Genomic DNA, 25,498 nt, shown 5'->3' with positions numbered 1-25,498 from the left:
ACAAGAACGACCGGACAGGGATTTTCACCATGCGCCACGCGCTGCTTGCGGCTCTTGCCGCAACGCTTTGCCATGCCTCCATCGCGGCGGCCGAGGAGCGGCCGGCGCACGACCCCGCCATAGAGGCGGCGGCCATCGCCATGCTGCAGAAGAAGCTGCCCGACATCCGCAAGTCGCGCGATATCGGCGACGAGCCGGTGATCGTGCGCAAAGCAAGGCCGGAAGAGCGGCCGCAGGGCATTTCCGCCCTGATGGACCTGGACTTCTCGCAAAACTTCGCCGGCCGCATCATCTGGCTTTGAGCGGGGGCTTGCCTCTTTGCGCCCGAGGCGTCATGAGAGGCCATGTCACATCCCACAGAAACCATCCGCCTCGACCAGCTCCTGCTGAATGCCGGCCTCGTTGCAAGCCGCTCGCGGGCGCGCGACGCCATCACGCGCGGCACCGTCAAGGTGAACGGCCGCGTCGTCACCAAGCCGAGCTCCACTTTCCCGGCCTCCGCGACCATCGAGATCGACGACCCTGCACAGGCCTACGTCTCGCGTGCGGCGCTCAAGCTGAAGGCGGCGCTCGACCATTTCGGCCTCGACCCCGCCGGCCTCGACTGCCTCGACATCGGCGCCTCGACCGGCGGCTTCACCGATATCCTGCTGGAGCGCGGCGCGAACCATGTCGTCGCCGTCGATGTCGGTCATGACCAGCTGCACCCCCGGCTGCGGGAAGACGAGCGCATCACCAACCACGAGGGCCTGAATGCGCGCGTGCTCGACGAAGATCATCTCGAAGACCGCGAGATCGGCGCCGTCGTCTCCGACGTCTCCTTCATCTCGCTGAAGCTGGCGCTGCCGCCGGCGCTCACCATGGCGCAGCCGGGCGCCTTCTGCGTCCTGCTCGTCAAGCCGCAGTTCGAGGCGGGCCGCGAGGCGATCAGCAAGGCGGGGCTCCTGAAGGATCCGGAGAGCGCCCCGGCGGTCGCCGCCGAGCTGGAACGCTGGCTCGTCGAGGATATGGGCTGGCAGAGCCTCGGCCTCATCCCCTCGCCGATCGCCGGCGGCGACGGCAATGTCGAGTTCCTGCTGGGAGGCCGCAAGCCATGACGGCGGAAACGCTCACCATCGCGCGGCTGGGCGCGGGCGGCGACGGCATTGCCGATGCGGCGGGCGGCCCGGTCTACGTGCCCTTCACGCTGCCCGGCGAAACGGTCGCCGTGGCGCGGGTGAAGAACCACGGCACGGTCATGTCCATGGCGGTCGCCTCGCCCGAGCGGGTGGAGCCGCCCTGCGTGCATTTCGGCCCTGATGGCAAGAACGGCACCTGCGGCGGCTGCACGCTGCAGCATGCGGGCGATGCGCTCTACCACGATTTCAAGCGCAATCTCGTCATCGCCGCCCTCAAATCGAAGGGCCTGACGCCGGAGGTGGCGCCGCTCGTCATCGCCCGGCCGGGCGAGCGCCGGCGCGTCGTCTTCACGGCGCGCAAGACGGAAAAGGCAGTGCTTCTCGGCTTCAACCAGGCCGGCAGCCACCACATCGTCTCCATCGACCACTGTCCGATCTCGAGCGACGGCATCGTCTCCCGGCTGGACGCCATCCGCCGGATCGCCGGGGCCGTCGCGACCTCCAGCGAACCGTTCCGCGTGACGGTGCTCGAAACGCTCTCCGGCCTCGACCTCGCCTTCGAGGGCGTGAAGAAGATTGGCGACCGGGAACGGCGCGCCGTCACCGAATGCGTGCTGTCGCTGCGCGGCATCGCCCGCGTTTCCAATGACGGCGAAATCCTCATCGAGCCGCAGAAGCCTCAGATCGAGTTTTCCGGCGTCCGCGTCTCTCCGCCGGCCGGCGGCTTTACGCAGGCGACGAAGCCGGCCGAGGACGCGATGGCCGAGCTGGTGCTGGCCGCGCTCGGCAAGGCCAAGCGCGTCGCCGACCTCTTCGCCGGCTCCGGCACCTTCGCGCTGCGCATCGCAAGACAGGCCAAAGTGCATGCCGTGGAGGGCGAGGAGAAGGCGCTGAAGGCGCTGGACCAGGCCGCCCGCACCACCCAGGGCCTCAAGCCGGTTACGGTGGAACGGCGCGACCTCTTCCGCCGCCCGCTGATGGTCTCCGAGCTCAAGGCCTATGACGCGGTCGTCTTCGACCCGCCGCGCGCCGGCGCCGGGGACCAGTGCAAGGAACTCGCCCGCTCCGGCGTCAAGACAATCGTCGCCGTCTCCTGCAACCCGACGAGCCTTGCCCGCGACCTTTCCATCCTCACCGCCGCCGGCTACCGCATCCGCCAAGTGACGCCGATCGACCAGTTCCTCTGGTCGGCCCATGTCGAGGCGGTGGCGGTGCTGGAGAAGTAGCGCAAAACAACGAAGGCCCGGGATCGCTCCCGGGCCTTCGTCTTGAAGGGCCTTCTATCAGGCCGCGCGGCGCGAGGACGAGGCGGCGTGGCCTGCGATCCCCTGCCCCAGCCGGAACTGCGCCAGCAGCGCATTGAGGGCGGCGGCTTCGGTGGCGAGGCCGTGGCTGGCGGCGGTCTGTTCCTCCACCATGGCGGCGTTCTGCTGCGTGCCCTGGTCCATCGTGTTGACGGCGGTGTTGATCTCCTGCAGGCCGGTCGACTGCTCGCGGGCGGCGAGCACGATGGCGTTGACGTGGCCGTTGATCTCCTGCACCTCGCGCACGATGGCTTCGAGCGCCGCACCCGTCTCATCGACCAGCGCCACCCCGGAGCGGACCTGATCGCCCGAGGTGGTGATCAGCGCCTTGATCTCCTTGGCGGCATTGGCCGAGCGCTGCGCGAGTTCGCGCACTTCCTGCGCGACGACCGCGAAGCCCTTGCCGGCCTCGCCGGCGCGGGCGGCTTCCACGCCGGCATTCAGCGCCAGCAGGTTGGTCTGGAAGGCGATGTCGTCGATGACGCCGATGATGTTGGAGATCTCGTGCGAGGATTTTTCGATGCCCTGCATGGCCGAGACGGCACGGCGCACCACCTCGCCGGATTTCTCTGCTCCGGTGCGGGTGCGGGCGACGAGCGAGCCGACTTCCTCGGCCCGGCGGGTCGAGTCCTTGACGGTCGTGGTGATCTCTTCCAGCGCGGCTGCCGTCTCTTCCACGGAAGCGGCCTGCTGTTCGGTGCGGCGGGCGAGATCGTCTGCGGCCGAGCGGATTTCCGTCGCGCCGGCATCGATGGCGCGGGCGTTCTGGCCGACCGTCGTCATCGCCGTATGCAGCTTGCTCAGCGAGTGGTTGAAGTCCGTACGCAGGCGATCGAGATGACCGGCGAAGGGTGCCTCGATGCGGTGGGCGAGGTCGCCCTCGGCAAGGCGGCCGAGGCCGTCGGCCAGCGCCTCGACGGCGTGGTGGATCTCGGCGGCTTCGCGGGCTTTCACGGCCTCGCGCTCACGGCGCTCGCTTTCGGAGAGCACGCGGCCCTCCTCGGCGGCGTTTTCGAGGCGCGCGCGCTCGATCGCATTGTCGCGGAAGACGGCGACCGCGGCGGCCATGCGGCCGATCTCGTCCGTGCGCTCCTGGCCGGGGATTTCGGTGCGCACATCGCCGGAGGCGAGCTTGTCCATGGCGCCGGTCATGTCCTTGACCGGGCGCACCACGAGGCGCGAGAGCACGGTGGCCAGGAAGCCCATCATGACGATGACGGCGAGCACGGTGGCAATGGTCGCGGCAATGCGGAACTGGTCGATGGCCGCATAGGCCATGCCGCTGTCGATAGTGAAGCCGAGATACCATTCCACCGAGGGCAGGCCCGTGACCGGCACGAAGGAGACGAGCACCGGCTTGCCGGCATAGGTGGTGTGCGCGATGCCGCCGCCGATGGCGGGCGTCGCCTCGGGGAAGGCGTCGGCAAGCGTCTTGGTGACGAGCGCCTTGTCCTGGTGCACGAGGATCTGGCCGTTCTTGTTGACGAGGAAGGCGAAGCCCATGCCGCCGAGATCGACCGAATCCACCATGTCGACCAGCGACTTCAGCGAGAAGTCGCTGCCGGCGACGCCGGTGAGCTTGCCGTCGCGCTTGACCGGGGTGGCGGCGCTGATGATCAGGTCGTTGGTGGAGGCGTCGATATAGGGTTCGGTCAGCACGCTGGCATTCGCCTTGACCGCGTCCTGATACCACGGGCGCTGGCGCGGGTCGTATCCATCGGGCATTTCCGACTTCGGCCACTGCGTGAAGATACCGGCCTCGTCTCCGACATAGGTGGTCATGAACTGGCCGACCAGCACGTCGTTCTGCAGCACGGTTTCGATGCCGGCCGGGTCGGCGGCCTTGGCGGCGGCGTTGCCCGCCATTTCGGTCAGCGCGACGCGGGCGTTCAGCCAGTTGGCGATGCTCTGCGCGGCCTGCTTGCCGGAGCTGTCGATGCTTTCCTCGACGGAATTCGTCAGCACGCTGCGCTGCAGGCTATCGATATAGAGGGAGAAGCCGGTGAAGGCGGCGATGACGACGAGGGACGCGACGACAAGGATGCGCGTCATGAGATTGGAGCGCTTGGACACGGGGAGCGTATTCCTTCGGGAGCGCCGCGATGGGGCGGCACTCGATGCTGAACGGGCATGCCGGAAGGCGAAGGTCGGACGCATCATGCGGCCGCCGGCGGAAGCGCCGGAGAATGGCCGCACCATAGGAAAACGTGTTTAAGGTCCTGTTAAAATTGACAGACCACAAATGGCAAGGCCGTCAAGCCTTGCCGCGCGCCATGAAGGCCTCGAAGGCGGCGCGCGCTTCCGGGCTCTTGAGCTGGGCGGCGAAATGGCCGGCCTCCTCGTCGATGCGCGCGGCGACGTCCGCGCGATCGCCGCGGATGAGGTTGCGGGCGATCGCCAGCGCCTTCGGCGGCTTGGCGGCAAGGTGCCTTGCCGCGGCCAGCGCCTGTTCGTCCACCGCGGCCGGCTCGACCACGGCATGGACGAGACCGGCATCGCGCGCGGCAGCGGCGGAAAAGCCATCGCCGGCGGCCAGCAGCGCGAAGGCGCGCTGGTGGCCCATCAGGCGGGGCGCCAGCAGGCTGGAGGCCGCCTCCGGCACCAGCGCCAGATCGACGAAGGGCGTGCGGAATTCCGTGCGGATCGACGCATAGGTCAGGTCGCAGTGCAGATGGATGGTCGTGCCGATTCCGATGGCGAGGCCGTCGACGCCGGAGACCAGCGGCCTGGTATGGGCGGCGAGCGCATGGAGGAAATCGATCACCTCGCGGCCCATCGTGCCGCCCATGGCGAAGGCCATGAAGTCGTTGAGGTCGTTGCCCGCGGAAAAGCAGCCCTCACTGCCGAGGAAGACGGTGGCGCGCACGGCATCATCCGCATCGCCCGCCTTCAGCGCGTCCGTCATCGCCTGGTACATGGCGCGGGTGATGGCGTTCTTCTTGTCCGCGCGGTTGAGGCGGATCACCTGGACGCCGGGAGCGTCTTGCGGGCGTTCGATCAGAATGTGGTCGGTCATGGTATCGTTTCCCTCATGAATGCGGAGAGGTCGCGCATCCGGACACCCCCTCTGCCTGCCGGCATCTCCCCCACAAGGGGGGAGAAAGAAAGACGCGCGCACTTGCCTCTGATTTGCATACCGAGGGTGCCGCGCGTTAGCCCCTCCCCCTTGTGGGGAGGGGTCTTAACCCAGCACGGCGCGGGCCGCTTCCAGGCTCTGCGCCCCCGTCATCACCCGGTCCTTGAGCGCCGCCGTCTCGCCGATGACGTTTTCCGCGGCAAAGCGGCAGAGCGCGGCGCGTTCGGCGTTGCTGCCGTCGCCACCATCGGCGAGCGCGCCCTTGGCGAGATAGGCGCCGGTCAGCACCAGGCCGAAGAGGCGCTGGTAGGGCGTGGCGCCGGCGAGCGCCTCGGCCTGCCTGCCTTCGGCGAGCGTGGCGAGCAGCCATTCGGTCGCCGCCTCGAGATCGGCAATGCTCGCCTCCAGCCGCTCACCGGTCTCGCCCAGCGCCGGGGCGTTAGCGGCGCGGGCCTTGGCGGCGATCTCGCGCAATTCGGCTATGAAGCCGTGGATGTGGCCGCCGTCCGAGAGCGGCAGCTTGCGCGTCACGAGGTCGATCGCCTGGATTCCGTTGGTGCCCTCGTAGATCGGCGCGATGCGGGCGTCACGGTAGAGGCGGGCGGCGCCCGTCTCCTCGATGAAGCCCATGCCGCCGTGCACCTGCACACCGAGCGAGGCGACATCCACGCCGGCATCGGTAGCAAAGCTCTTGGCGATGGGGGTGAGCAGGCTGGCGCGCTCGCTCCAGTGCTTCGCCTCGTCGCCATGCGACAGGTCGACGGCGTGCGCGCAGGCGTAGGTGATGGCGCGGGCGCCCTGGGTCAGCACCTTCATGGTCAGGAGCATGCGGGCGACGTCCGGGTGCTCGATGATCGGGCTCATGCCGGAACCCTGCCAGCCGGGCGCCTTGCCCTGCGTGCGCTCCTTCGCGTAGGCGATGGCCTTCTGCGTCGCCGCCTCCGCGATCGCCACGCCCTGCATGCCGACGGCGAGGCGGGCGTTGTTCATCATGGTGAACATGCAGGCGAGGCCCCGGTTCTCCTCGCCGATCAGCCAGCCGACGGCGCCCGGCTCGTCGCCGAAACGGCCGTCGCCGTAGATCATGGTGCAGGTCGGCGAGCCGTGGATGCCGAGCTTGTGCTCGATGGAATGGCAATAGGCATCGTTGCGCGCGCCGAGCGAGCCGTCCGCGTTGACGAGGAACTTCGGCACGAGGAAGAGCGAGATGCCGCGCGTGCCGGCCGGCGCATCGGGCAGGCGGGCGAGCACGAGATGGACGATGTTGTCGGTGAAGTCATGCTCGCCGTAGGTGATGAAGATCTTCTGGCCGAACAGGCGGTAGGTGCCGTCGTCACGGCGCTCGGCGCGAGTCTTCATGACGCCGAGGTCGGAGCCGGCATGGGGCTCGGTGAGGTTCATCGAGCCCATCCATTCGCCCGAGACCATCTGCGGCAGGTAGGTGTTCTTGAGATGCTCGGAACCGTGCGCTGTCAGGGCCTCGATGGCGCCGATGGTGAGCGTCGGGCCGATCGCGAAGGCCATCGAGCCGCTGTTCCACATTTCGAGCGCGGCGACGTGCAGCATGTGGGGAAGCCCCTGCCCGCCGAATTCCGGCGAGGCCGTCAGCGAGTTCCAGCCGCCCTCGGCCCAGGCCTTGTAGAGTGCCGGCCAGCCGTCGGGCATGGAAACCTTGCCATCGGCAAGGCGCGCGCCCTGCGTGTCGCCGATCTCGGCGAGCGGGGCGACCTCTTCGGTGGCGAAGCGGCCGGCCTCCGACAGGATGGCGTCGACAAGATCGTCCGTCAGGTCGCCCAGATGGCCGCCGTCGAGCGCGGGGGTGAGCCCGGCAACGTGCTTCAGCGTGAACGCAATCTCCTCGACCGGCGCCTTGTACATGCTTATCCTCCTCCCGACCGCCGCCCCGGACTGAGGGGCGCAGTGACTATCCGGCGGCCAGATTATTGATTTTTACGTAAACGTCAATGTTTTGCGAAGCCCATCATATGAAAACAGGCCGGCCGGTTCATCCGGTCGGCCTGTTCATGAGAGCCGGAACGGTCCGGCATGTTGCAAGGCGCTATCAGCGATAGGGCGACAGGCACTGACGGCGGGGGCCGTTATAGGGCTGGAACGTGTTGTCGTAGGCGCGGTACGAACGATAGCGATTGGCGCACCAGTTCACATGCGAGCCGCCACCGCTGTAGACGCGGTCGTTGGCGATCGCGCCGCCGATGATGGCGCCCGCGCCGAATGCGGCGAGCGGGAACCAGAAACCGTTGTCGTGGCGGCGATAGCCGGGACGTGCATAGCGGTAGCCGCGATGGCCGCGATACCAGCCGTCACGATAGCCGCGATGGCCGGACCAGCCATCCCGGTAGCGGCGGCGTTCCGACCAGCCGTCGCGATAACGGCGGGGACCGCCATTGTAGAGGCCGGTGTTCTTGCTGTCGCCGTACCAGTTGGACTGTTCCTGGAAGACGCGCGCGCGCCAGTCGCCACCACCCCCGCGCTTGCAGTAGATGCACCGCTGGTCGATGAGCGTGACATCTGCACCGCCCTCTACCGGCTGAGCCTTCACGGCCCCCAGCGGCATGGCGGCGGCCGGCACCATCGGCGTGATGGCAAACAGCGCCGAAAAGGCGACGACGATACATTTGCTCGAAAGTCTCATGACGCTTCTCCCGTAATTCGGCCGCGGCAACCCGCGGAAGGGCATTTTACTATATAATGCGAACCGGCCCGCATTGTTCCTCAAATGTCCCGTTCACCGCAATACATGACTTAGCGCTTCGTTAACCATACCTGCCGCACCATCGCCGCTTGCGGAGGATCCGAGATTCGCGAGGGAACGTCCATGAAACCAAAGCAGCTTTCCGGCCTCGCCGCTCTTCTTCTTTCGACCGCCCTTCCCTTTTGCGCCGGCGCGGCCGACATGGAGCCCTGGAAGAAGCCGGAAAACGCCATCGTCATCGACGCCTACGAACTCAACGAGATCGACTGGTCGCAGATGCTATCCGACAAGCGGATCGCCGGCTTCATCTCGAAGGCCTCCGACGGCCTGCCGGAAAGCTACAGTTGCAGGGGCGACCATAACGGCGATACCTTCGCCCATTGCAAGACGATGTGGCGCAAATATGCGGTGAGCCGCGAGCTCTACGAGACGCGGCGGCTGCTTGCCCGCGCCAAGGGCCTGCTCTGGGGCGCCTACCATCTCGCCCGCCCCGGCAATCCTGTCGACCAGGCCAACCATTTCCTCGACTATGCCAATCCACAGGACGACGAGATGATGGTGCTGGATATCGAGGGCATCGATCCGGAAAACTACATGTCGCTGGAGGATGCACAGGTCTTCGCCGGCCATATCAGGACGCGCACGGGCCGCTATCCGGTGCTCTACACCAATCACGCCACCGCCCGGCATATCGCCGCCAACCGCGACAAGTACCGCATCCTGTCGCGCCTGCCGCTCTGGTACGCCCGCTACAAACCGGGCATCACGGGCAGCTTCCCGATGGGCAACTGGGACAACTACGCGCTCTGGCAGTTCTCCGCCGCCGTCAACTGCTCCAAGCGGCGCTGCCCCTATCGGGTGAAGGGCGCGGAGAACGATATCGACGTCAACGTCGCGTCGATGACCAAGACGCAGTTGAAGGCGGTCTGGGCGTTCGGCAGCCTCCTGCCGGAAAAACCCTTCGAGCCGGTGGACGACATCCTTACCGCCTCCATTCCCGTAACGGGCACGCTGACCGCCACGGCGCAAGCGGCAGCCTCGACCGGGGCCTCAGTGCAGACGACGGGCGCGATCACGCTCGCCTCCGGCACCATCGCCTCCTTCCCCGTCAGCGTTTCCGCTTCGGTCGGCGCGGGCCTTGCGGTCGCGGGCGCGGCAACGGTCACGCCCACCCGCCGCATGGTCGAGATCACGCCGCTCAACTACCAGGATTTCTAAGGCCCTCTCTGCCTGCCGGCATCTCCCCCACAAGGGGAAGGTTGTCGCCTATGGTAGAGCGTTGCGGTTTTCCCCTTCTCCCCAGCGGGGAGAAGGTGGCCCGAAGGGTCGGATGAGCATCTGTGTTGAAGGTCAAGGTGGATTTGGCGTCCAGCATCGATTTTGGGTAAGAAGCGTGTTGGCGAGGACGACGAGTTTTCGCATGACGGCGGTGAGAACGACCTTGGCCTGCTTTCCGTTGTCCTTCAGCCGTGTGGCGAAGGTTTTCATATCCGGATTGTAGCGGCAGGCCGACAGCGCCGCCATGTAGAGGGCGTTGCGCGGCGTCTTGCGGCCGCCACTGATCGAGCGCTGCCCCTGGCGCGCGCCACTGTCGTTGGCGATCGGCGCCAAGCCGGCCAGCATGGCCGCCTGCTTGGCATTGCAGTGCCCCAACTCGCTCAGGCCGATGACCAGGCAATGAGCCGTGACGGCGCCGACGCCGGGAACGGAGGTCAGGATTTCCACTCTGCGGCAAAGCTCGGGATCCTCGGCGATGCGCTGGGCGATCTCCTTGTCCAAGCTTTCGATATGCCGCTGCAAGGCTATGACCAGCTTGCCGAGCTGCTGGCGCAGGAAAGCACTATCCGTCGCTTTCAGGCGGTTCTTGTGCGCCGCCAGATCGGCTGCGGCCGCGCAGCGCGCATTGATCAGTTCGCCAAGTGTTTCCAGAAGCTTGTCGGGAGGCGCGGTGGGCGCTGGCTGCTGCATTTGCGAGAGAATGGCGAGAAAGCGGGCATCCAGCCGATCGGTCTTGGCCAAGTGGCCGCAGGCTCTGGCGAACATGCGGGCGCGATACGGATCGACGATAGCGACCGGAAAGCCGCTCTCATGCAGACTGCGATGGGCCAGTCGGTGAAACTTGCCCGTCGCCTCCATCACGATAGAGGCCGGCTGCAGCCCGCGCAGTAGCCGCTTCAGCGCTTGCAGCCCGGCCTTGCCATTGGCGAGCCTGAGGTCGCGGCCCAGCGGATGCAAATGAATGTCGAGCCACTCTTTACAGACATCGACACCGACATAAACTGGTGCCGCGTTTGGTTTTGACGATACCTTGCCTTGCATGCGGGACTTGCTCCCCATCATCTGTTCAGGACAAACGCGAAGGACGGCCGGACCAAGCTCATCCCCGGTTCAAGCCAAGGGGGTCGCGGTCCCGACCGTCCGCACTCCGGCGGATGGCCATCCGCCGGAGTGCGCATCGATCATCAAGCAATCAATGCAAAATGAACATGCAAGGGGGTGATGCGGCGGGAAACGTTGTCCTTTTGCCTTCGGCATCCCCCTCATCCGCCTGCCGGCACCTTCTCCCCGCAGGGGAGAAGGGAACACACCGCAGTGGTTTCACTTCATATGCGATAACCCTCCCCCTTGTGGGGAGGGATTTAGGGAGGGGTCTTTGAAACGCAACTCCTACCAGCCGCCACCACCGCCGCCGCCGCCTCCCCCGCCGGACGAACCGCCGCCGCTGCCGGACGAGAAGCCCGAGGACGAGCTTTTCGGCGGGTCGGGCAGCGAGGATGTCATCGTGCCCGCCATAGAGCCGGCAAAGCCGCCCACGCGATCGGAGAAGCTGCCGGAGGAGAAGCTGTCGCCGTGATACCAGACGGGCTGGTAGGCGGCGGCGCCGGCCGCAGCCGCCGCCAGAAGCCAGCGGTCGAAGGTCTGTGACCAGGGCTTTTCCACGCCGAGCGCCACGGCATAGGGCAGCAGGGTCTCGAAATGGCGGGGCGACATTTCCGGCGCGCCGGCCATGTTCATGCGGTCCTTCTCGGCGAGCGTCAGGTATTGCCGCAGGCCCGCGATGCCGTCCATCATCTTGCGGCCGAGCGGCGTCGGCGCGCCCATCAGGAAGAAGAAGACGAGATTGGCCACGACGATGCCGCCGATGGCGGCAAAGAGCGGCAGATGGCCGGTGGCGGCGCTCGCGGCAAAGAGCGCGACGGCGATGCTGCCGAAGACGCTGACGAAGACGAAGCCGACGAAAGCGATGATCGCCACCGCGAGGATACGCGCCCCGAGCGATTTCGCGCGCCTGAGATTCTGGCCGAGCGCCACCGAGAAGATCGACACGAAGACCGAGGCGAAGACCGGCAGGATGACGAGCACGATGCCCTCCTCCGGCAGCGAGCCGAAGAGGACGAGGCTTGCCAGGCAGGCAAGCGAAAGCAGGATGCCGCCGATCACCTGCGGCCAGTTGGCGAGGTAGTACTTGCGGCGATGTTCCTTTTCCATCGCATCGCGGAAATCGCGGCCGAGCGTCTGCACGCGCTTGCCGTTCGATTTCTCGATGACGAGGCTGGACCCGGCGGAGCCGAGCGCGCCGAGCAGCACCTTCTCGCCGGTCGGCAGGTCCGCCGCGGCCTGCTTGTCCGTGCGGGTGACGGTGATCGACGTCTTGAGGTCCTGCAACTCCACGAGGCCCTTGACCGCGAGATTGAGGAAGGAGGCGGAGATCGCCGTCCAGCCCTGCCCGCCGAACCCCTTCTCGTCGATATAGTTGACGAGCGCCGGCGACATGCCCTCCGGCGCATCCCAGCGCGGCACGACCACGCCGCGCGGCGGGTCGCGGCCGACGGAGACCCAGGCCCAGAGATAGTAGCCGACGACGAGGACCAGCCCGCCGAAGGCGAGGAAGAGGTTGCGGTTGTCCTTGAGGAAGAGCGCGCGCTCCTCCGCCACGGTCGGCTTGTCGATGCTGCCGGCCGGCATCTTCACGCCGATCGTCAGGCCCTCGTGCGGGCCGAGCGCCCGCGTCGTCTCGAAGGTCGCCCGGTTGCCGCGGTTTTCCGCCCGCGCATTCCTGTCCTTCGCGCCGAAGGGACCGGTGAAATAGGTCAGCTCCTGCGCATCGACGCCTTGCGGCAGCGTCACCGTCGCGCTGGCCCGGCGGATGGGAAAGGCCCATTCCGTGCCGGTGACGTTCCAGAACAGCTCGTCATGCGTATCGAAGAAGCGGATCTGCCGCGTCGTCTCGTAGGTCAGGCGATAATCGTGGAAACCGGTATCGAGCAGCACGTCGGCCGAGCCGAAATAGATGCGGATGCCGCGGCGTATCGTTTCCGTGCGATAGGGCTCCGGCCGCCCGTCGCGCTCGACACCGACGATCCTGAAGCCGACCTCGCGCTCGCGCCCCTCGGCATCGGCGAAGGTGAGCGGGAAATCGCGGTAGATGCCGCGGCGGATATTGTTGCCCTCGGCGTGGACGCGGATCGTCTCCGTCACCGTCAGCGTGCCGTTCTTCGCCACCGCAATGTCGGAATGGTAGCGGTCGAAATATTCTTCCGCCCGCGCCGCGCCCCCGGCGATAAGCCAGAGCCACAGCACCAGCAGGGCGGCAATCCGCATCATCGGCAACTCCGGGTCAGAACTTGACGGTCGGCACGGCCCGGTCGTCCGGGTTCTCCACTTCGAAATAGGGCGCCTTCACGAATTTGAAGAGACTGGCGAGGAGGTTCGACGGGAAGCTTTCGACCTTGACGTTGAGGTCGCGCGCCGCGCCGTTGTAATAGCGGCGCGACATCTGGATCTCGCCCTCGATCGTCTCCAGCGTCTCCTGCAGGTCGGCGAAGTTCTGGTTGGCCTTGAGGTCCGGATAGGCCTCGGCAAGGGCGAAGAGGCGGCCGAGCGCCTGGCTCAGCATGCCCTCGGCCTGGGCGCGGCCGGCAATGTCGTCGCCGGGCACAGCCTGCGCGCGGTTGCGCAGCTCGACGACCTTTTCCAGCGTCTCCTTCTCGTGCGCGGCGTAGCCCTTCACTGTCTCCAAGAGGTTGGGGATGAGGTCGGCGCGGCGCTTCAGCTGGACGTCGATGCCCGACCAGGCCTCTTCCTTCGTCTGCCGTGCGCGCACCAGGCCGTTGTAGACGACGATGGCATAGATGACGACCACTGCCGCGATTGCCAGACCGATCATGACGTTCTCCGCTCCTTCTTGGCGTTCACCCGGAACTTAGCATCCGCCGCGCCGCTGGAAAGCCCCCTCGCGGGAAGAGGCGCCGATTTCATCAAGAACATCAGATGCGTGCCGGCCTGTAACCGCGGGAACCGCGCCGCGGCGGCCTTTGCCCGATAGTCGCTTCACCAACAACACGAACCCCAGAAGCAACGGTCATGAAAGCCCTCGTCCTCACCATCAACGTCCTCGGTTTCACCGCCCTCTTCCTCGCCTACACGATGGGCGCCGCGGTCGACCGTCCGTCGGGCGTGCGCCGGGCGCTCCAGACCTATGCCGGCCAGCTTCCGACCGGCGCCATGCCGACGCTGAAGCCCGTCTGGGAACTCGGCGTGAAGGTTTCGACGCTGGCTTGAGGTTTTTCAGCCGAGGCGGTCGGCAATCGCCTGCGCCGCCGCTTCCGCCGTGATAGTCGTGACATCCAGCTCGATCAGCATGTCGGCCTGCGGGCGGAGCAGCCGGTGTCGGGCCCGCAGCGATTCCAGAACCGTGACATCCGTGAGCTTGAGGAGATGCGCGCGCTCGCCCGCCACCAGCCGGCGGCGGTTCTCGTCGATCCCGCAGTCGAGCAGGACCGCCGCAAGGCGGGCGCCGCGCTGCGCGGCAAGGTCGCGATACCAGTCGAACTGGCCCCGGTCCCAGTCGTCGTCGGCAAGGGCATCGGTGAAGACATACCGTCCGCCGGGCGGCGCGCGCAGCAGATGCTCGAAAACCGCATCCCGCACCGCGTTGCGCAGCGAATAGTGCAAGGGATCGCGGCGGGAGAACAGCGCCTCCGCCGGATTGATCATGGTGTGGTTGTCGAGGAGCCTTGCCCCGAGCCGATCGGCCAGGAGCCGGCCGATCGTCAGCTTTCCCGTGCCCGGCCAACCGTTGATGTGAACGATCAGGCCCGGCGCGCCGTTCATGTCAGGCCGCGTCCCGGTTCCAGTTCGCCCCGCCGGCATCCGTCAGCAGGAAGGCCTCGCCGCAGGCCTTGGCCAGCGCGCGCACGCGCAGGATATAGCTCTGGCGTTCGGTCACGGAGATCACGCCGCGGGCGTCGAGCAGGTTGAAGACGTGGGAGGCCTTGATGCACTGGTCGTAGGCCGGCAGCACGCATTTGTGCAGCACGTTGCTGTCGCCCGGCGCACCGGCGGCGAGCAGCGCCTGGCACTCCTTCTCCGCATCGATGAAGTGGCGATGCAGCATGGCGGTGTCGGCATATTCGAAATTATGGCGGGAATATTCCTGCTCGGCCTGCAGGAAGACGTCGCCATAGGTGATTTTTTCCGCACCCTCGCGGCCGTTGAAGTTGAGGTCGTAGACGTTGTCGACACCCTGCACGTACATGGCGAGGCGTTCGAGGCCATAGGTCAGCTCGCCGGCGACGGGCGCGCATTCAATGCCGCAGACCTGCTGGAAATAGGTGAACTGCGAGACTTCCATGCCGTCACACCAGCATTCCCAGCCGAGCCCCCAGGCGCCGAGCGTCGGGCTTTCCCAGTCGTCCTCGACGAAGCGCACGTCATGCAGCAGCGGATCGAGACCGATGGCGGCGAGCGAGCCGAGATAGAGCTCCTGCAGGTTCGACGGGTTCGGTTTCAGGATGACCTGGTACTGGTAATAGTGCTGGAGGCGGTTGGGGTTCTCGCCGTAGCGGCCATCCGACGGGCGGCGCGAGGGCTGCACATAGGCGGCGCGCCAGGGGCGCGGCCCGAGCGCGCGCAGCGTCGTTGCCGGATGGAACGTGCCGGCGCCGACTTCCATGTCGTAGGGCTGGAGAACCGCGCAACCCTTGTCCGCCCAGTAATCGTGCAGCGTCAGGATCAGCCCCTGGAAGGAGCGGGTCGGGTTCATATGGTCAGGCAGGGCGGCAGAGGTCATCGGTTCGGTGTCCGGGCATTCTTTGAAAAGCTGGCGGACTGGTGCCACGATGCGCCAGATGGGTCAAGGGTTTCAGGCGGATGGGACCGTTCCCTGGGGGGCGTGCCGCGCCATACCCCCCTCTGCCCTGCCGGGCATCTCCCCCTCAAGGGGGGAGATTGAATGGGGCACTGTTTCGCCCATCTCCAGCGTTGCTGATGAAGCAAGGTTCTTGCCGCTTGCCGATCTCCCCCCTTGAGGGGGAGATGCCCGGCAGGGCAGAGGGGGGTAAGCCGCGCATTCAGAGCCAGCGCGAAAAACCCCGAGGAAAAAACTCAATGCCGTTCGAGCGAGCGGAAGAGCCCGGAGCCGGCGGCCTGGGTGACGGCCTGCACGCGCTGCGGCGCGAGGTCCGGCACCTGCGCGAGGCGGCGGCGCGCGCCGCCCGGTACGCGGGCGCCATACCAGGCGGCAAGCATCGGCAGCTCGCGGGCGAGCGAGCCCCTCGCCTGCCAGCCGAGCGCCCGCAGCGCGGTCGTATCGAGCGGCGGACGGCTGGCATTGCCCGGCCGGCCGCCGGTGAAGCTGACGCCGGAAACCGGATCCTGCACCGCATCGAGGACCATGCGGGCGACGGAGAGCACGTCGTGCACGTCGTTGCCGGCCACGTTGTAGGTGGCGTTCTCGGCGCCGCGCGTGATGACCGCGCGAACCGCCGCGCAGAAATCCGCCATGGTGACGAAGGCGCGGGTCTGCGTGCCGTCGCCGTGCACCGGCAGCGGCCGGCCGACGGCGGCAAGCTCCAGGAAGAGCGGCAGCAGCTTTTCGGTGTTCTGGCGCGTGCCGACGATGTTGACCGGCCGCAGCACGCGGATATCGAGGTCGAAGGAGCGGGTGAGGCCGGCAATCAGCATTTCGGCGGCGGCCTTGGAGGCGCCGTAGGGGTTGTCCGGCAGGAGCGGCGTGTGTTCGCCGAACGGGTCGCCGGTGCCCGCGCCGTAGACGTCCGCCGAGCTGACATGGATCATCAGCGGCACGCGGCGGCGGCCCATCGCCTCGACGAGCACCTGCGTGCCAAGCGCATTGGCCACCGTGAACCGTTCCGGCACGGAGAAGGCGCGCTCGACATGGCTTTCGCCCGCCGCATGCACGACGAGGTCGGCGTCCTTCAGCATCTCCGTCACGAGGTCGAGATTGCCGATGTCGCCTTCCTGGATCGTCACGCGGCCCGTGCGGAAGGCGGCGTCGAGATGGGACATGTCGGCAGCATAGGTGAAGGCATCGAGCACGCGGATGCGGGCATTCGGGCAGTGCGCCAGAAGGTCGTCGACGATATGCGAGCCGACGAAGCCCGCACCGCCCGTCACGACGATGGTGCGAATCCGATCGAGGTTCAGCGAGGCCATGGGGTTACTCCGTTCGTTCCAGACGCGTCGGCCGCCGCATGCGGCCCTTGGCTCACAGATCGGCTCTCCTGCGCGCGGGAGCAACGTGGCCCCCGGCGTGCAAACGAATAAAAACGGCGTTAACCTTACGGGGCGTGGTTAATGTGCCGAGACGGCACGGCGGGGCTTTTTCGAGCAGTCCCGCGGCGGCACGAAACGTGCCGCAACGCTACTCGTCCTCGCGGCGCAGGCGATATTCGCCGGTCTCCGGATCCTTGACGAGCGTGCCGGTCGCCCCCGTGCGGCGCTCCTCGTCGGAGCGCTTGCGCAGCTTGCTCAGCCGCTCGGCATCGGCCACGAACTTGCGATAGCCGAACCAGGCAAGCCCGACGATCAGAAGCAGAAAGATGATCTGGGCCATCGCCCCTCCCCTTGTTCTTTTATTGTTGCTCCGGCGCTTATCCGGAGAGCCCGAAACGGCCCCAGAGCGCCTTTTCCTCCGCAAGGCCGGCCACCGCCGCCACGCCGGCAGAGCCTATACGCTCCGCCATGTCGCCGGAAAGCCCCCCGACGCCGGGAGACTTGCGACCAAACAGCCCCTTGGGCGCCGAGACGAGCTCCAGCCGCGTCTTCGGCCCGTAGCGCCGTTTCAGCTCCGATCGCATGTCGGAAAGCCCGTCGACAAGGCCGAGCGCGCGGCCGCGGCTGCCGGTCCAGAACAGGCCGGAGAACAGGTCCGGGTCGTCCGCCAGCTTCGTGCCCCGGCGCGCCTTCACCATGTCGATGAAGACCTGGTGAATCTCGAGCTGAAGGGATTTCAGGTACTCGATCTCGTTTTCCCGCTCCGGCTGGAAGGGATCGAGGATCGCCTTGTTGGTGCCCGCCGTATAGACGCGCCGCTCGACCCCGATCTTCTTCAGCATTTCCGGGAAACCGAAACCGCCCGAAACGACGCCGATGGAGCCGACGATGGAGGTCGGATCAGCGAAGATCTCGTCGCCGGCGAGCGCGATCATGTAGCCGCCCGATGCCGCGACGTCCTCGACGAAGACGAGCACATGCTTGTTCTTCTCGGCCGCAAGATCACGGATGCGCTGGAAGATCAGCCGCGACTGCACCGGCGAGCCGCCGGGGGAATTGATGGAGATCGCAACAGCCGGCGCGTCCTTGTAGGCAAAAGCCTTTTCCAGCGCGGGCGCGGCGGTGGCGAGGTTCAGCGGCGGGCGGAACTGGCTGCCGCTCGCCATGATCGCCCCCTGCAGCCGGACGACCGGGATCACGACGCCTTCCTTGCGGAACTTCTTCGGTACCAGCCTCTTCAAAAATCCGGCCATCGCGCGATCTGTCTCCTGTTTTCGTTGTCCGGCTGATGTATGCACGGCGGGCGAAAACGCAAGATCGGCAGCGGAAATCACCTACGTCTCGTAGTCCTCATCGTCATCGACGGGAAGACCGGGTTCCGCCTGATGCCCATGGCGCATGAGCAGAACGAGCACGGCGCCTTCGATCAGTTCGTAGTCGATGCGATAGTCGCCGAGAACGATGCGGTAAATGCCGCTCAAGGGAATATCCTGGCGCAGGAAGCCGGAATGCGGAAAGCGCGCAAGCTGCCGGCCAAGGCGCGTCACGCTCATCCGGAACGCCATCGCAGCGGCAGGATTGCGATCCCGCAGATAGCGGATCTCCTGCTCGATGAAGGCTCTGGCCGGCGGCGCGAACAGCACCTTCAGCATCAGGCGGCGTTGCCCGGAAGGTTGCCGTCGAGTTCGGCGAGCAAATCATCCAGTTCCGTCGCCCCTTCCTGCGCGGCGGCCTGGCGGGCACGGTCGAGTTCGAGTATCTCCTGCCCTTCGGCTGCGAGATAGGCCTTCATCGCCCGAACCATGACCCAGCTGCGGGATCGGCCGGAAATGCGCGCGATCGCCTCGATGTCGCCCAGCAGGTCACTCGGCAGCCGAAGGGTTATAGGATCGGAGAGGCTTCTTTGATTTTCCATGAAAAACCCTTCCTTTTGTAATACAGGGTCTTCGATATCCGTCAGATTGTCAACGCCGCAGCCGCGGGTAGCTTGCAAGGCCGTTGTTGAGGTCCTTGACGAAAGGCGTGAAGGCGTGCTGGCCGGGGTCGTGCATGACGAGCGGCATCCGCATTGAAAGGCTGGTTCGCCGGCCCTTGATGGCGGTGACGAGGATGCGCAGCGCCGCCTCGTCGGCACGCGGGTGCAGCGCGGTGATCTCGATGCCGCCGAAGCGGCGGCCGCAGGCAGCGATGATCTCGGCGATCGATTGCGGACGGGCGATCAGCGAGAGCTGGCCGCCGGGCTTCAGGATGGCGCCCGCCGTGCGGATCCAGCGTTCGAAAAGATCGCCGTCCATCGCATGCGCCTCGGCCTTCAGGGCATCGGGCGGGCGGTTGTAGATGCGGTCATTGAAGGGCGGGTTCATGATGACGTGGTCGAAGGCCTCGTCCGCCAGCCCCGTCGCGACGCGTGCCTTGCCGGCGAGCGAGACGTCCGCCTCCAGAACATGGACGCGGCCCGCAAGGGCGGCATTCGACGGGAGCGCGACCGACTTGCGGGCGAAGTCGGCCATGAGCGGCGAGCGCTCGACCAGCATCACCTCGGCCTTCTCGATGCGCGATGCGACGGCAAGGCCGGCCGCCCCCGCCCCGGCCCCGAGATCGGCCACCCGCATCGGCCCCTCGCCGGTCACCAGCGCCGCCAGCAGCATGGCGTCCATGCCCGAGCGGTGGCCGACGCCCTTCGGCTGGACGACGTGGAAGCGGCCATAGTGGAAGGCGTCGACGGTTTCGGTGACGGTCATGGATTCGAGGCTTTTTCGAAAGCGGAGCGGATGTTGCTCACCCCCCTCTGCCCTGCCGGGCATCTCCCCCTCAAGGGGGGAGATTGGATGGAGCGTCGTCTTCGCCCATCTCCGACGTTGCGATTTGAGCAAAGAGCCAGCCCCCTGCCGATCCCCCCCCGTGAGGGGGAGATGCCCGGCAGGGCAGAGGGGGGTATCCCGGCAACGGACGGCAACACAAAAACCGCCATCCTCACGGGCGCAGCTCCGCCGCAAGGCCGGCGTCCTTCAGGATCTGCCGCGCCTCGTCCTCCCGGTCGCTTTCCACCAGGAAGCGGCGCGGCAGCATGCCGAGGGAGCCCTCGAGGATGCTCATGCCCTCGTCGGCGATCAGGCAGTGGATTTTCGCCTCCTTCATCAGGCTCTCGGCGAAAGAGAGCAGGACAGGGTCGTTGGTGCGGATCAGTTCGATCATTCCGGTCGTTTTCCAGCCATAATTCCGGAGGCGGGACAATTCGCCTCTTGCCGCAGAAGGCCCCGCTTTCTATTGTCTTTCAACAAAAATGAACAGGAGTCCGGGCATTTGGGCGTCGTGATACCGCTTGAAGAAGGCAAAAACAAACAGGCGTCGGTGAAACCGCTCGTCGACCTCACGAAGGCCGATATGGAGCGGGTGAACCAGCTCATCCTGTCGAAGGCCGGTTCCGACGTGCAGATGATCCCGGAGGTCGCCAACCACCTGATCTCCTCCGGCGGCAAGCGCCTGCGTCCGATGCTGACGCTCGCTGCCGCCTCGATGTTCGGCTATGACGGCGACCATCACGTCAAGCTGGCGACCAGCGTCGAGTTCATGCACACCGCGACGCTGCTGCACGACGACGTGGTGGACGAGAGCGATCTCAGACGCGGCAAATCCACCGCGCGCATGATCTGGGGCAACCAGGCGAGCGTGCTGGTCGGCGACTTCCTGCTCGGCCAGGCCTTCAAGATGATGGTGGAGGTCGGCTCGCTCGAAGCGCTCGACGTGCTCTCCACCGCCGCCACCGTGATCGCGGAGGGCGAGGTGCTGCAGCTCTCCGTCGCCAAGAACATGGAGACGACCGAGGACGACTACCTGGAGGTCATCCGCGCCAAGACGGCGGCGCTCTTCGCAGCCGCCGCGGAAGTCGGCCCGATCATCGCCAATGCCAGCAAGGCGCAGCGCAACGCGCTGAAATCCTACGGCATGAATCTCGGCCTTGCCTTCCAACTCGTCGACGACGCGCTGGACTACGGCGGCAAGGCGGCCGATCTCGGCAAGAACACCGGCGACGACTTCCGCGAGGGCAAGATCACGCTGCCGGTCATCCTGGCCTGGCGCCGCGGCACGGCTGATGACCGCGCCTTCTGGCGCGAGGCGATCGAGGGCGGCAAGAGCGACGACGCCAATCTGGAGCACGCGCTCGGGCTCATCTCGCGCTATGGCGGCCTGACGGACACCATCGCGCGCGCGCAGCACTACGGCATGATCGCCCGCGACGCGCTCGCCCCCCTTCCGGCGACGCCCTGGAAGGATGCGCTGCTCGACGTGATCGACTTCGCGATCGCGCGCGTCAGCTGACCGGAGCGCCCAAAACGGTCCGGCAGGATTTTCTTGCCGCACCGCGCCAAAAAAGCCATTCTCTGCCGTCATGAGTCCGTGACTGATTTGGGCGCCATCGTGGCACGTTGTGCCATGTTCGAGCTCCGGGGCGAACTCCATACTTTGTGGCGAAAGGCATTTTGATGCGGCATTCCCTTCTCCTTCGGCTTCTTTCCGGCGTGGCGATTGCGGCCAGCATCGCGCTTGCCGGCTCCCTGGCCGGCCCTCAGGCGGCTTACGCGGAGGAAAAGCCTGCGGCCGCAGCCGCCGCGGAGGAAACGCCGTTCGATCCCTTGAGCGTCAACACCTTCTCCGGTGCCTTCCTTGCCGCCCGCACCGCGGATTTCGACAAGGACTACGAGACCGCCGTCGCGCTCTACAAGATCGCCCTGCAGTTCGATCCGACGAATTCCGACGTCAAGCAGCGCCTGATGGTGACGCAGCTGATGAACGGCGACTTTTCCGAGGGCGTGAAGTTCGCCGATGCGTTGAAGAACGACCCGGCCGTCGAGCGCATCACCTCCGTCGTGCGCGGCATGGAGGCGATCCGCAAGCGGGAATACAAGACCGCCGAGCGCATCCTCGTCTATAACGGCCCGAACGATCTCGACCGGATGATGAACGACCTGCTGCTCGCCTGGGCCAAGTTCGGCGACGGCAAGTCCAAGGAGGCGCTGAAGCTGATCTCCGGCATGGAAGGGCCGGAATGGCTTTCGATCTTCAAGAACTACCATGCCGGGGCGCTGGCCGCTGCCGCCGGCGACAAGGCGACCGCGCGCGCCCGGCTCAACGAGGCGATCCTCGACCGCAACGGCGCCAGCGCCGCGCCCGACACGTTCCTGCGCGCGGTCATGGCGCTCGCGCGCCTCGAAGCGCGCGACGGCAACAAGCAGAAGGCGCTCGATGCGGTGTCGGTCGGCGACAGCTTCATCACCAGCTATGCGCCGCTGAAGGCGCTGCGCCAGAGCATCGAGGCCGGCGAGAAGCAGGAGCAGCAGGTCCGCACCGCCGCCCAGGGCGCCGCCGCCGTGCTCTTCTCGATCGGCGGGGCGCTGAACCGCGAAGGCGCGGAAGACATCGTCTCGCTCTACATGCAGGCGGCGCGCGCGCTCGATCCCGACAGCGACGACGTGCTCGTCCTGCTCGGCGGCCTTGCCGAGAACCAGAAGAAGGCCGACCGTGCCATCGAATATTACCGCGCCGTGCCGGAAAAATCGCCGATGCGGCGTATTTCCGAGCTGCAGCTCGGCCTCAACCTTGCCGATACGGGCAAGGTCGAGGAGGCCAAGAAGCACCTCCAGGCGCTGATCGACGCCGACCCGGCGGACCTGCGGTCCTATCTGGCGCTCGGCAGCGTGTTTTCCGACGCCAAGGACTACAAGGCGATGGGCGCGCTCTACGACAAGGCGGCCGATGTCATCGGCGCCGTGCCCCAGCGCAACCACTGGAGCATCTTCTTCCAGCGCGGCATCGCCTATGAGCGTCTGAAGGAATGGGACAAGGCCGAGCCGAACTTCCGCAAGGCGCTGGAATTGAACCCGGACCAGCCGCAGGTGCTGAACTATCTCGGCTATTCGTGGGTGGACATGAACCGGAACCTCGACGAGGGGCTGGACATGATCCGCAAGGCCGTCAGCCTCAAGCCGGATGACGGCTACATCGTCGATTCGCTCGGCTGGGCCTATTTCCGCCTCGACCGCTTCGACGATGCCGTGGCGGAGCTGGAGCGCGCGGCCGAGCTGAAGGCCGGCGACCCGACGATCAACGACCATCTGGGCGATGCCTACTGGCGCGTCGGCCGCAAGCTGGAGGCCACCTTCCAGTGGAACCGCGCGCTCGGCCTGAAGCCGGAAGAGGCGGAGATTCCCAAGATCAAGCTGAAGATCGCCAACGGCCTGCCCGAATTGAAGAAGACCGCCCCGGCCTCCGCCGAGGCGAAGGACGAGAAGCCGGCCGAAAACACCTCGCCGGAAGGCAAGGCGGCCGACCGTAAGTCCTGATCCCCATGCTCGCGCACATGGCGTCCAGCGCTTCCTGTCTGTCGGAAAGGCGGCCGCATATGAACGAGCCCGTTTACGGGCACCCCCCTCTGCCCTGCCGGGCATCTCCCCCTCAAGGGGGGAGATCGGCAAGGAGCGAGAGCCTTGCTTCATCAGCAACGCTGGAGATAGGCGAAACATTGCCAAATCCAATCTCCCCCCTTGAGGGGGAGATGCCCGGCAGGGCAGAGGGGGGTTCCGGCCGTCAGCCCTTCCCCTTCACAAGCGGATAACCGGCCATGCCGCGTGACAACCTCTCGCACGTCGCCATCCTCGAACAGGCCCCCGCCAAGATCAATCTGGCGCTTGCCGTCGTCGGCCAGCGCGCGGATGGCTATCATCTGCTCGACAGCCTGGTGACCTTCACCGCCTTCGGCGACCGCATCGGCCTCACGCCGGCTGCGGAAGACCGCTTCACGCTGTCCGGCCGCTTCGCCGGGGCGCTTTCGGCGGATGGCGACAACCTCGTCACCCGCGCGCGCGACGGACTGCGGACGGCGCTGGCGGACAGCGGGCAAGCCGCCCCGCCCGTGCACATCCATCTGGAAAAGAACCTGCCCATCGCGTCGGGCATCGGCGGCGGCTCGGCGGATGCGGCCGCGACGCTGCGCGGGCTGCTCTCGCTGTGGCAGGCCGGCCTGCCGAAGGCCGATCTCGACGCCCTCGCGCTCGGCCTCGGCGCCGACGTGCCCATGTGCCTTGCCGGCCGGCCGCTGATCGCCCGGGGCGTCGGGGACGACATCACGCCGGTCGCGATGCCGGCGCTTGCCATGGTGCTCGCCAATCCCCTCGTCGGCGTCTCGACGCCGGCCGTCTTCAAGGCGCTCGCCTCGAAGCACAATCCGCCGCTTGCGCTTGCCGTGGAGCCCGGCGAGCCCGCGGACTGGATCGCCGCCATCGGCGCGCTGCGCAACGACCTGGAACCCCCTGCCCGCCGGCTTTGCCCGGAGATATCGCTGATCGCGCAGAACCTTGCCGCGACCGAAGCGCGCGTCGTGCGCATGTCCGGTTCCGGCGCGACCTGCTTCGCGCTATATCATGCGCATGACGCGGCGGAAGCGGCGGCGGCGAGGCTTTCCGAGCGTCATCCGCACTGGTTCTTCACCGCCACCTCTACCCTGGGAGCGAGCGATGACGCGCATTGACGAGACGAGACCCTTCATTCCGGTCGGCATCGCCGTGCTCACCGTCTCGGACACGCGCACGCCTGAGAACGACAAGTCCGGCGACACGCTCGCCGCCCGCATCGTGGAAACCGGCCACCGTCTCGCCGCCCGCGCCATCGTCAAGGACGACGTCGCCGCGATCCGCGCGCAGGTGGAAAGCTGGAGCCGAAACGACGATATCGACGTGGTCATCACCACCGGCGGCACTGGCTTTACCGGTCGTGACGTGACGCCCGAAGCGCTGGAGCCGATCTTCGAAAAGCGCATGGACGGCTTTTCCGAAGTGTTCCACCGCATCTCCTACGACAAGATCGGCACGTCGACCATCCAGTCGCGCGCCACCGGCGGCGTGCTCAATGCCACCTTCGTCTTCGTGCTGCCCGGCTCGCCCGGCGCCTGCAAGGACGCCTGGGACGGCATCCTCAAGGGGCAGCTCGACTACCGCCACATGCCCTGCAATTTCGTGGAAATCATGCCGCGGCTCGACGAGCACCTGAAGCGCTCTGCCGGGTAGAGCATTTACGGACGCAACACCGCTGCGCACAATTTGCCCTAACCCGCCCGCATCGCCTTCACCGCCCAGGCTGGCACGATCTCGGCGCCGAGCCCGCGCACCTTGCCGCCGCGCACCATGTCGGACAGCGCCATGCCCGCGCGCGCATGCGCCAGCGCCTGATGCTTGCTGACGAGATAGCCCTGCTCCAGCGGCGGCGCCCTGCGCGCGAATCTTTCGAGGAACGGCCGGCGATAGCCGCGCGCACCGGCAAAGCGTGCCGGGTCGGGATTGATCGCGACATGGTCGACGACGGCATCGACCCAGCCGGCGAGCGGGCGCGCGCCCGGCTCCAGCAGAAGCAGCCAGTCGCCACGCGCCGAACGCACGACCTCCGCCAGGTCCCAGTCGGCCAGGAAGCGGCAGCCCGCCGCATCCGCCACCCTGGCTGAGCCGTCGCGCGAGCCGTGGTCGAGCACGATCACGTCGCGCACCACGCCCTCGACGGCCCCGGCGACGAGCGCCGATAGCGTCTGCGCCAGTTCCGCCTCGTCGTCCCGGCATTCCATGATGATCGTCAGCATCCCCTCCCATACCGCATTGCAACATCGAACGCCACCGCCGGACGCGCGCATGGTTAGCGGCCGCGCCGAAATTTGTTCTTGCATTGTTCTCATTCCAGCGATAGGAATATAGTCATTGAATCGGGGCGACGCAGCCCCGCCGGAGAC

At 66.6% G+C, this 25,498-nt stretch carries 26 protein-coding genes; 9 read left to right on the top strand and 17 right to left on the bottom strand.

What is annotated here, in order from left to right; genetic code table 11:
- Positions 1–29 precede the first annotated feature (29 nt).
- From Q9316_RS04415 to Q9316_RS04405, 3 genes are read left to right on the top strand one after another with little or no spacing between them, the layout of a single operon-like run.
- Entirely contained in the window at positions 30–302 is a 273-nt protein-coding gene (locus Q9316_RS04415; protein ID WP_306034032.1) for a hypothetical protein, read from the top strand.
- Positions 303–344: 42 nt separating this feature from the next.
- A complete protein-coding gene (locus tag Q9316_RS04410) occupies positions 345–1,097 on the top strand; it encodes a TlyA family RNA methyltransferase (protein WP_306034031.1) in 753 nt (250 codons plus the stop codon).
- Positions 1,094–2,344: a class I SAM-dependent RNA methyltransferase gene (locus Q9316_RS04405; RefSeq protein ID WP_306034030.1), complete on the top strand. Its 1,251-nt coding sequence runs from the start codon at positions 1,094–1,096 to the stop codon at positions 2,342–2,344. The genes Q9316_RS04410 and Q9316_RS04405 overlap by 4 nt, the downstream gene beginning before the upstream one ends.
- 57 nt (positions 2,345–2,401) lie before the next feature.
- Here the strand turns inward: Q9316_RS04405 and mcpU are convergent, their stop codons facing one another.
- The 4 genes from mcpU to Q9316_RS04385 form a co-directional block, all read right to left on the bottom strand.
- Positions 2,402–4,495: a methyl-accepting chemotaxis protein McpU gene (mcpU, locus tag Q9316_RS04400; RefSeq protein WP_443096509.1), complete on the bottom strand. Its 2,094-nt coding sequence runs from the start codon at positions 4,493–4,495 to the stop codon at positions 2,402–2,404.
- A 181-nt stretch (positions 4,496–4,676) separates the two neighbouring features.
- The gene (locus tag Q9316_RS04395; protein ID WP_306034029.1) at positions 4,677–5,438 is read right to left on the bottom strand and encodes a crotonase/enoyl-CoA hydratase family protein; all 762 of its coding nucleotides are present in this window, start codon (positions 5,436–5,438) and stop codon (positions 4,677–4,679) included.
- A 165-nt stretch (positions 5,439–5,603) separates the two neighbouring features.
- Entirely contained in the window at positions 5,604–7,376 is a 1,773-nt protein-coding gene (locus tag Q9316_RS04390; protein WP_306034028.1) for an acyl-CoA dehydrogenase, read from the bottom strand.
- Positions 7,377–7,560: 184 nt separating this feature from the next.
- The gene (locus tag Q9316_RS04385) at positions 7,561–8,016 is read right to left on the bottom strand and encodes a BA14K family protein (protein WP_443096511.1); all 456 of its coding nucleotides are present in this window, start codon (positions 8,014–8,016) and stop codon (positions 7,561–7,563) included.
- A 318-nt stretch (positions 8,017–8,334) separates the two neighbouring features.
- Between Q9316_RS04385 and Q9316_RS04380 the strand changes: the two genes are divergently transcribed.
- A complete protein-coding gene (locus Q9316_RS04380) occupies positions 8,335–9,429 on the top strand; it encodes a glycoside hydrolase family 25 protein (RefSeq protein ID WP_371877953.1) in 1,095 nt (364 codons plus the stop codon).
- A 132-nt stretch (positions 9,430–9,561) separates the two neighbouring features.
- Here Q9316_RS04380 and Q9316_RS04375 read toward each other — a convergent pair whose 3' ends face one another.
- The 3 genes from Q9316_RS04375 to Q9316_RS04365 form a co-directional block, all read right to left on the bottom strand.
- Positions 9,562–10,530 (bottom strand): IS110 family transposase, encoded by a 969-nt coding sequence (locus Q9316_RS04375; protein WP_306034026.1) that lies wholly within the window; start codon positions 10,528–10,530, stop codon positions 9,562–9,564.
- Positions 10,531–10,878: 348 nt separating this feature from the next.
- On the bottom strand, positions 10,879–12,816 hold the full coding sequence (locus Q9316_RS04370) for a DUF2207 domain-containing protein (RefSeq protein ID WP_306034025.1): 1,938 nt from the start codon (positions 12,814–12,816) through the stop codon (positions 10,879–10,881).
- Between the two features lie 13 nt (positions 12,817–12,829).
- A complete protein-coding gene (locus Q9316_RS04365; RefSeq protein WP_306034024.1) occupies positions 12,830–13,378 on the bottom strand; it encodes a LemA family protein in 549 nt (182 codons plus the stop codon).
- A 197-nt stretch (positions 13,379–13,575) separates the two neighbouring features.
- Between Q9316_RS04365 and Q9316_RS04360 the strand changes: the two genes are divergently transcribed.
- Entirely contained in the window at positions 13,576–13,773 is a 198-nt protein-coding gene (locus Q9316_RS04360; RefSeq protein ID WP_306034023.1) for a hypothetical protein, read from the top strand.
- Positions 13,774–13,779: 6 nt separating this feature from the next.
- Here Q9316_RS04360 and Q9316_RS04355 read toward each other — a convergent pair whose 3' ends face one another.
- The 9 genes from Q9316_RS04355 to Q9316_RS04315 form a co-directional block, all read right to left on the bottom strand.
- Complete coding sequence (locus Q9316_RS04355; RefSeq protein WP_306034022.1) at positions 13,780–14,325, bottom strand: nucleoside kinase; 546 nt, start codon at positions 14,323–14,325, stop codon at positions 13,780–13,782.
- Between the two features lies 1 nt (position 14,326).
- The gene (locus tag Q9316_RS04350; protein WP_306034021.1) at positions 14,327–15,283 is read right to left on the bottom strand and encodes a glycine--tRNA ligase subunit alpha; all 957 of its coding nucleotides are present in this window, start codon (positions 15,281–15,283) and stop codon (positions 14,327–14,329) included.
- Positions 15,284–15,597: 314 nt separating this feature from the next.
- Positions 15,598–16,668 carry a dTDP-glucose 4,6-dehydratase gene (locus Q9316_RS04345; protein ID WP_306034020.1) on the bottom strand — a complete coding sequence of 357 codons (1,071 nt, stop codon included), beginning with the start codon at positions 16,666–16,668 and terminating at the stop codon, positions 15,598–15,600.
- 208 nt (positions 16,669–16,876) lie between these two features.
- Positions 16,877–17,068 (bottom strand): hypothetical protein, encoded by a 192-nt coding sequence (locus Q9316_RS04340; protein WP_306034019.1) that lies wholly within the window; start codon positions 17,066–17,068, stop codon positions 16,877–16,879.
- A 37-nt stretch (positions 17,069–17,105) separates the two neighbouring features.
- The gene (locus Q9316_RS04335; RefSeq protein WP_306034018.1) at positions 17,106–17,981 is read right to left on the bottom strand and encodes a S49 family peptidase; all 876 of its coding nucleotides are present in this window, start codon (positions 17,979–17,981) and stop codon (positions 17,106–17,108) included.
- A gap of 81 nt (positions 17,982–18,062) precedes the next feature.
- Positions 18,063–18,380, bottom strand: a complete 318-nt coding sequence (locus Q9316_RS04330; protein ID WP_306034017.1) for a type II toxin-antitoxin system RelE/ParE family toxin — start codon at positions 18,378–18,380, stop codon at positions 18,063–18,065.
- Complete coding sequence (locus tag Q9316_RS04325; RefSeq protein ID WP_306034016.1) at positions 18,380–18,643, bottom strand: CopG family ribbon-helix-helix protein; 264 nt, start codon at positions 18,641–18,643, stop codon at positions 18,380–18,382. The genes Q9316_RS04330 and Q9316_RS04325 overlap by 1 nt, the downstream gene beginning before the upstream one ends.
- 49 nt (positions 18,644–18,692) lie before the next feature.
- On the bottom strand, positions 18,693–19,469 hold the full coding sequence (locus Q9316_RS04320; RefSeq protein ID WP_306034015.1) for a tRNA1(Val) (adenine(37)-N6)-methyltransferase: 777 nt from the start codon (positions 19,467–19,469) through the stop codon (positions 18,693–18,695).
- 232 nt (positions 19,470–19,701) lie between these two features.
- Positions 19,702–19,923, bottom strand: coding sequence for a putative signal transducing protein (locus Q9316_RS04315; RefSeq protein WP_306034014.1), 222 nt, complete (start codon positions 19,921–19,923; stop codon positions 19,702–19,704).
- A gap of 108 nt (positions 19,924–20,031) precedes the next feature.
- Here Q9316_RS04315 and Q9316_RS04310 point away from each other — a divergent pair, with 108 nt between their 5' ends.
- The 4 genes from Q9316_RS04310 to moaB all read left to right on the top strand — a co-directional run bounded on the left by Q9316_RS04310 (position 20,032) and on the right by moaB (position 24,788).
- Entirely contained in the window at positions 20,032–21,048 is a 1,017-nt protein-coding gene (locus tag Q9316_RS04310; protein ID WP_306034013.1) for a polyprenyl synthetase family protein, read from the top strand.
- 164 nt (positions 21,049–21,212) lie between these two features.
- Complete coding sequence (locus Q9316_RS04305; RefSeq protein WP_306034012.1) at positions 21,213–23,069, top strand: tetratricopeptide repeat protein; 1,857 nt, start codon at positions 21,213–21,215, stop codon at positions 23,067–23,069.
- Positions 23,070–23,347: 278 nt separating this feature from the next.
- Positions 23,348–24,253, top strand: coding sequence for a 4-(cytidine 5'-diphospho)-2-C-methyl-D-erythritol kinase (locus Q9316_RS04300; RefSeq protein WP_306034011.1), 906 nt, complete (start codon positions 23,348–23,350; stop codon positions 24,251–24,253).
- Positions 24,240–24,788 (top strand): molybdenum cofactor biosynthesis protein B, encoded by a 549-nt coding sequence (moaB, locus tag Q9316_RS04295; protein ID WP_306034010.1) that lies wholly within the window; start codon positions 24,240–24,242, stop codon positions 24,786–24,788. Before Q9316_RS04300 ends, moaB begins: the two co-directional genes overlap by 14 nt.
- Before the next feature lie 38 nt (positions 24,789–24,826).
- Here moaB and Q9316_RS04290 read toward each other — a convergent pair whose 3' ends face one another.
- A complete protein-coding gene (locus Q9316_RS04290) occupies positions 24,827–25,351 on the bottom strand; it encodes a glycosyl transferase (protein ID WP_306034009.1) in 525 nt (174 codons plus the stop codon).
- Positions 25,352–25,498 lie beyond the last annotated feature (147 nt).

The organism is Shinella zoogloeoides (assembly GCF_030733845.1).
Lineage (GTDB): Bacteria > Pseudomonadota > Alphaproteobacteria > Rhizobiales > Rhizobiaceae > Shinella > Shinella zoogloeoides_C.
The sequence above is the reverse complement of the archived record's forward strand: the minus strand, read 5'-3'. Positions and strand labels throughout refer to the sequence as shown.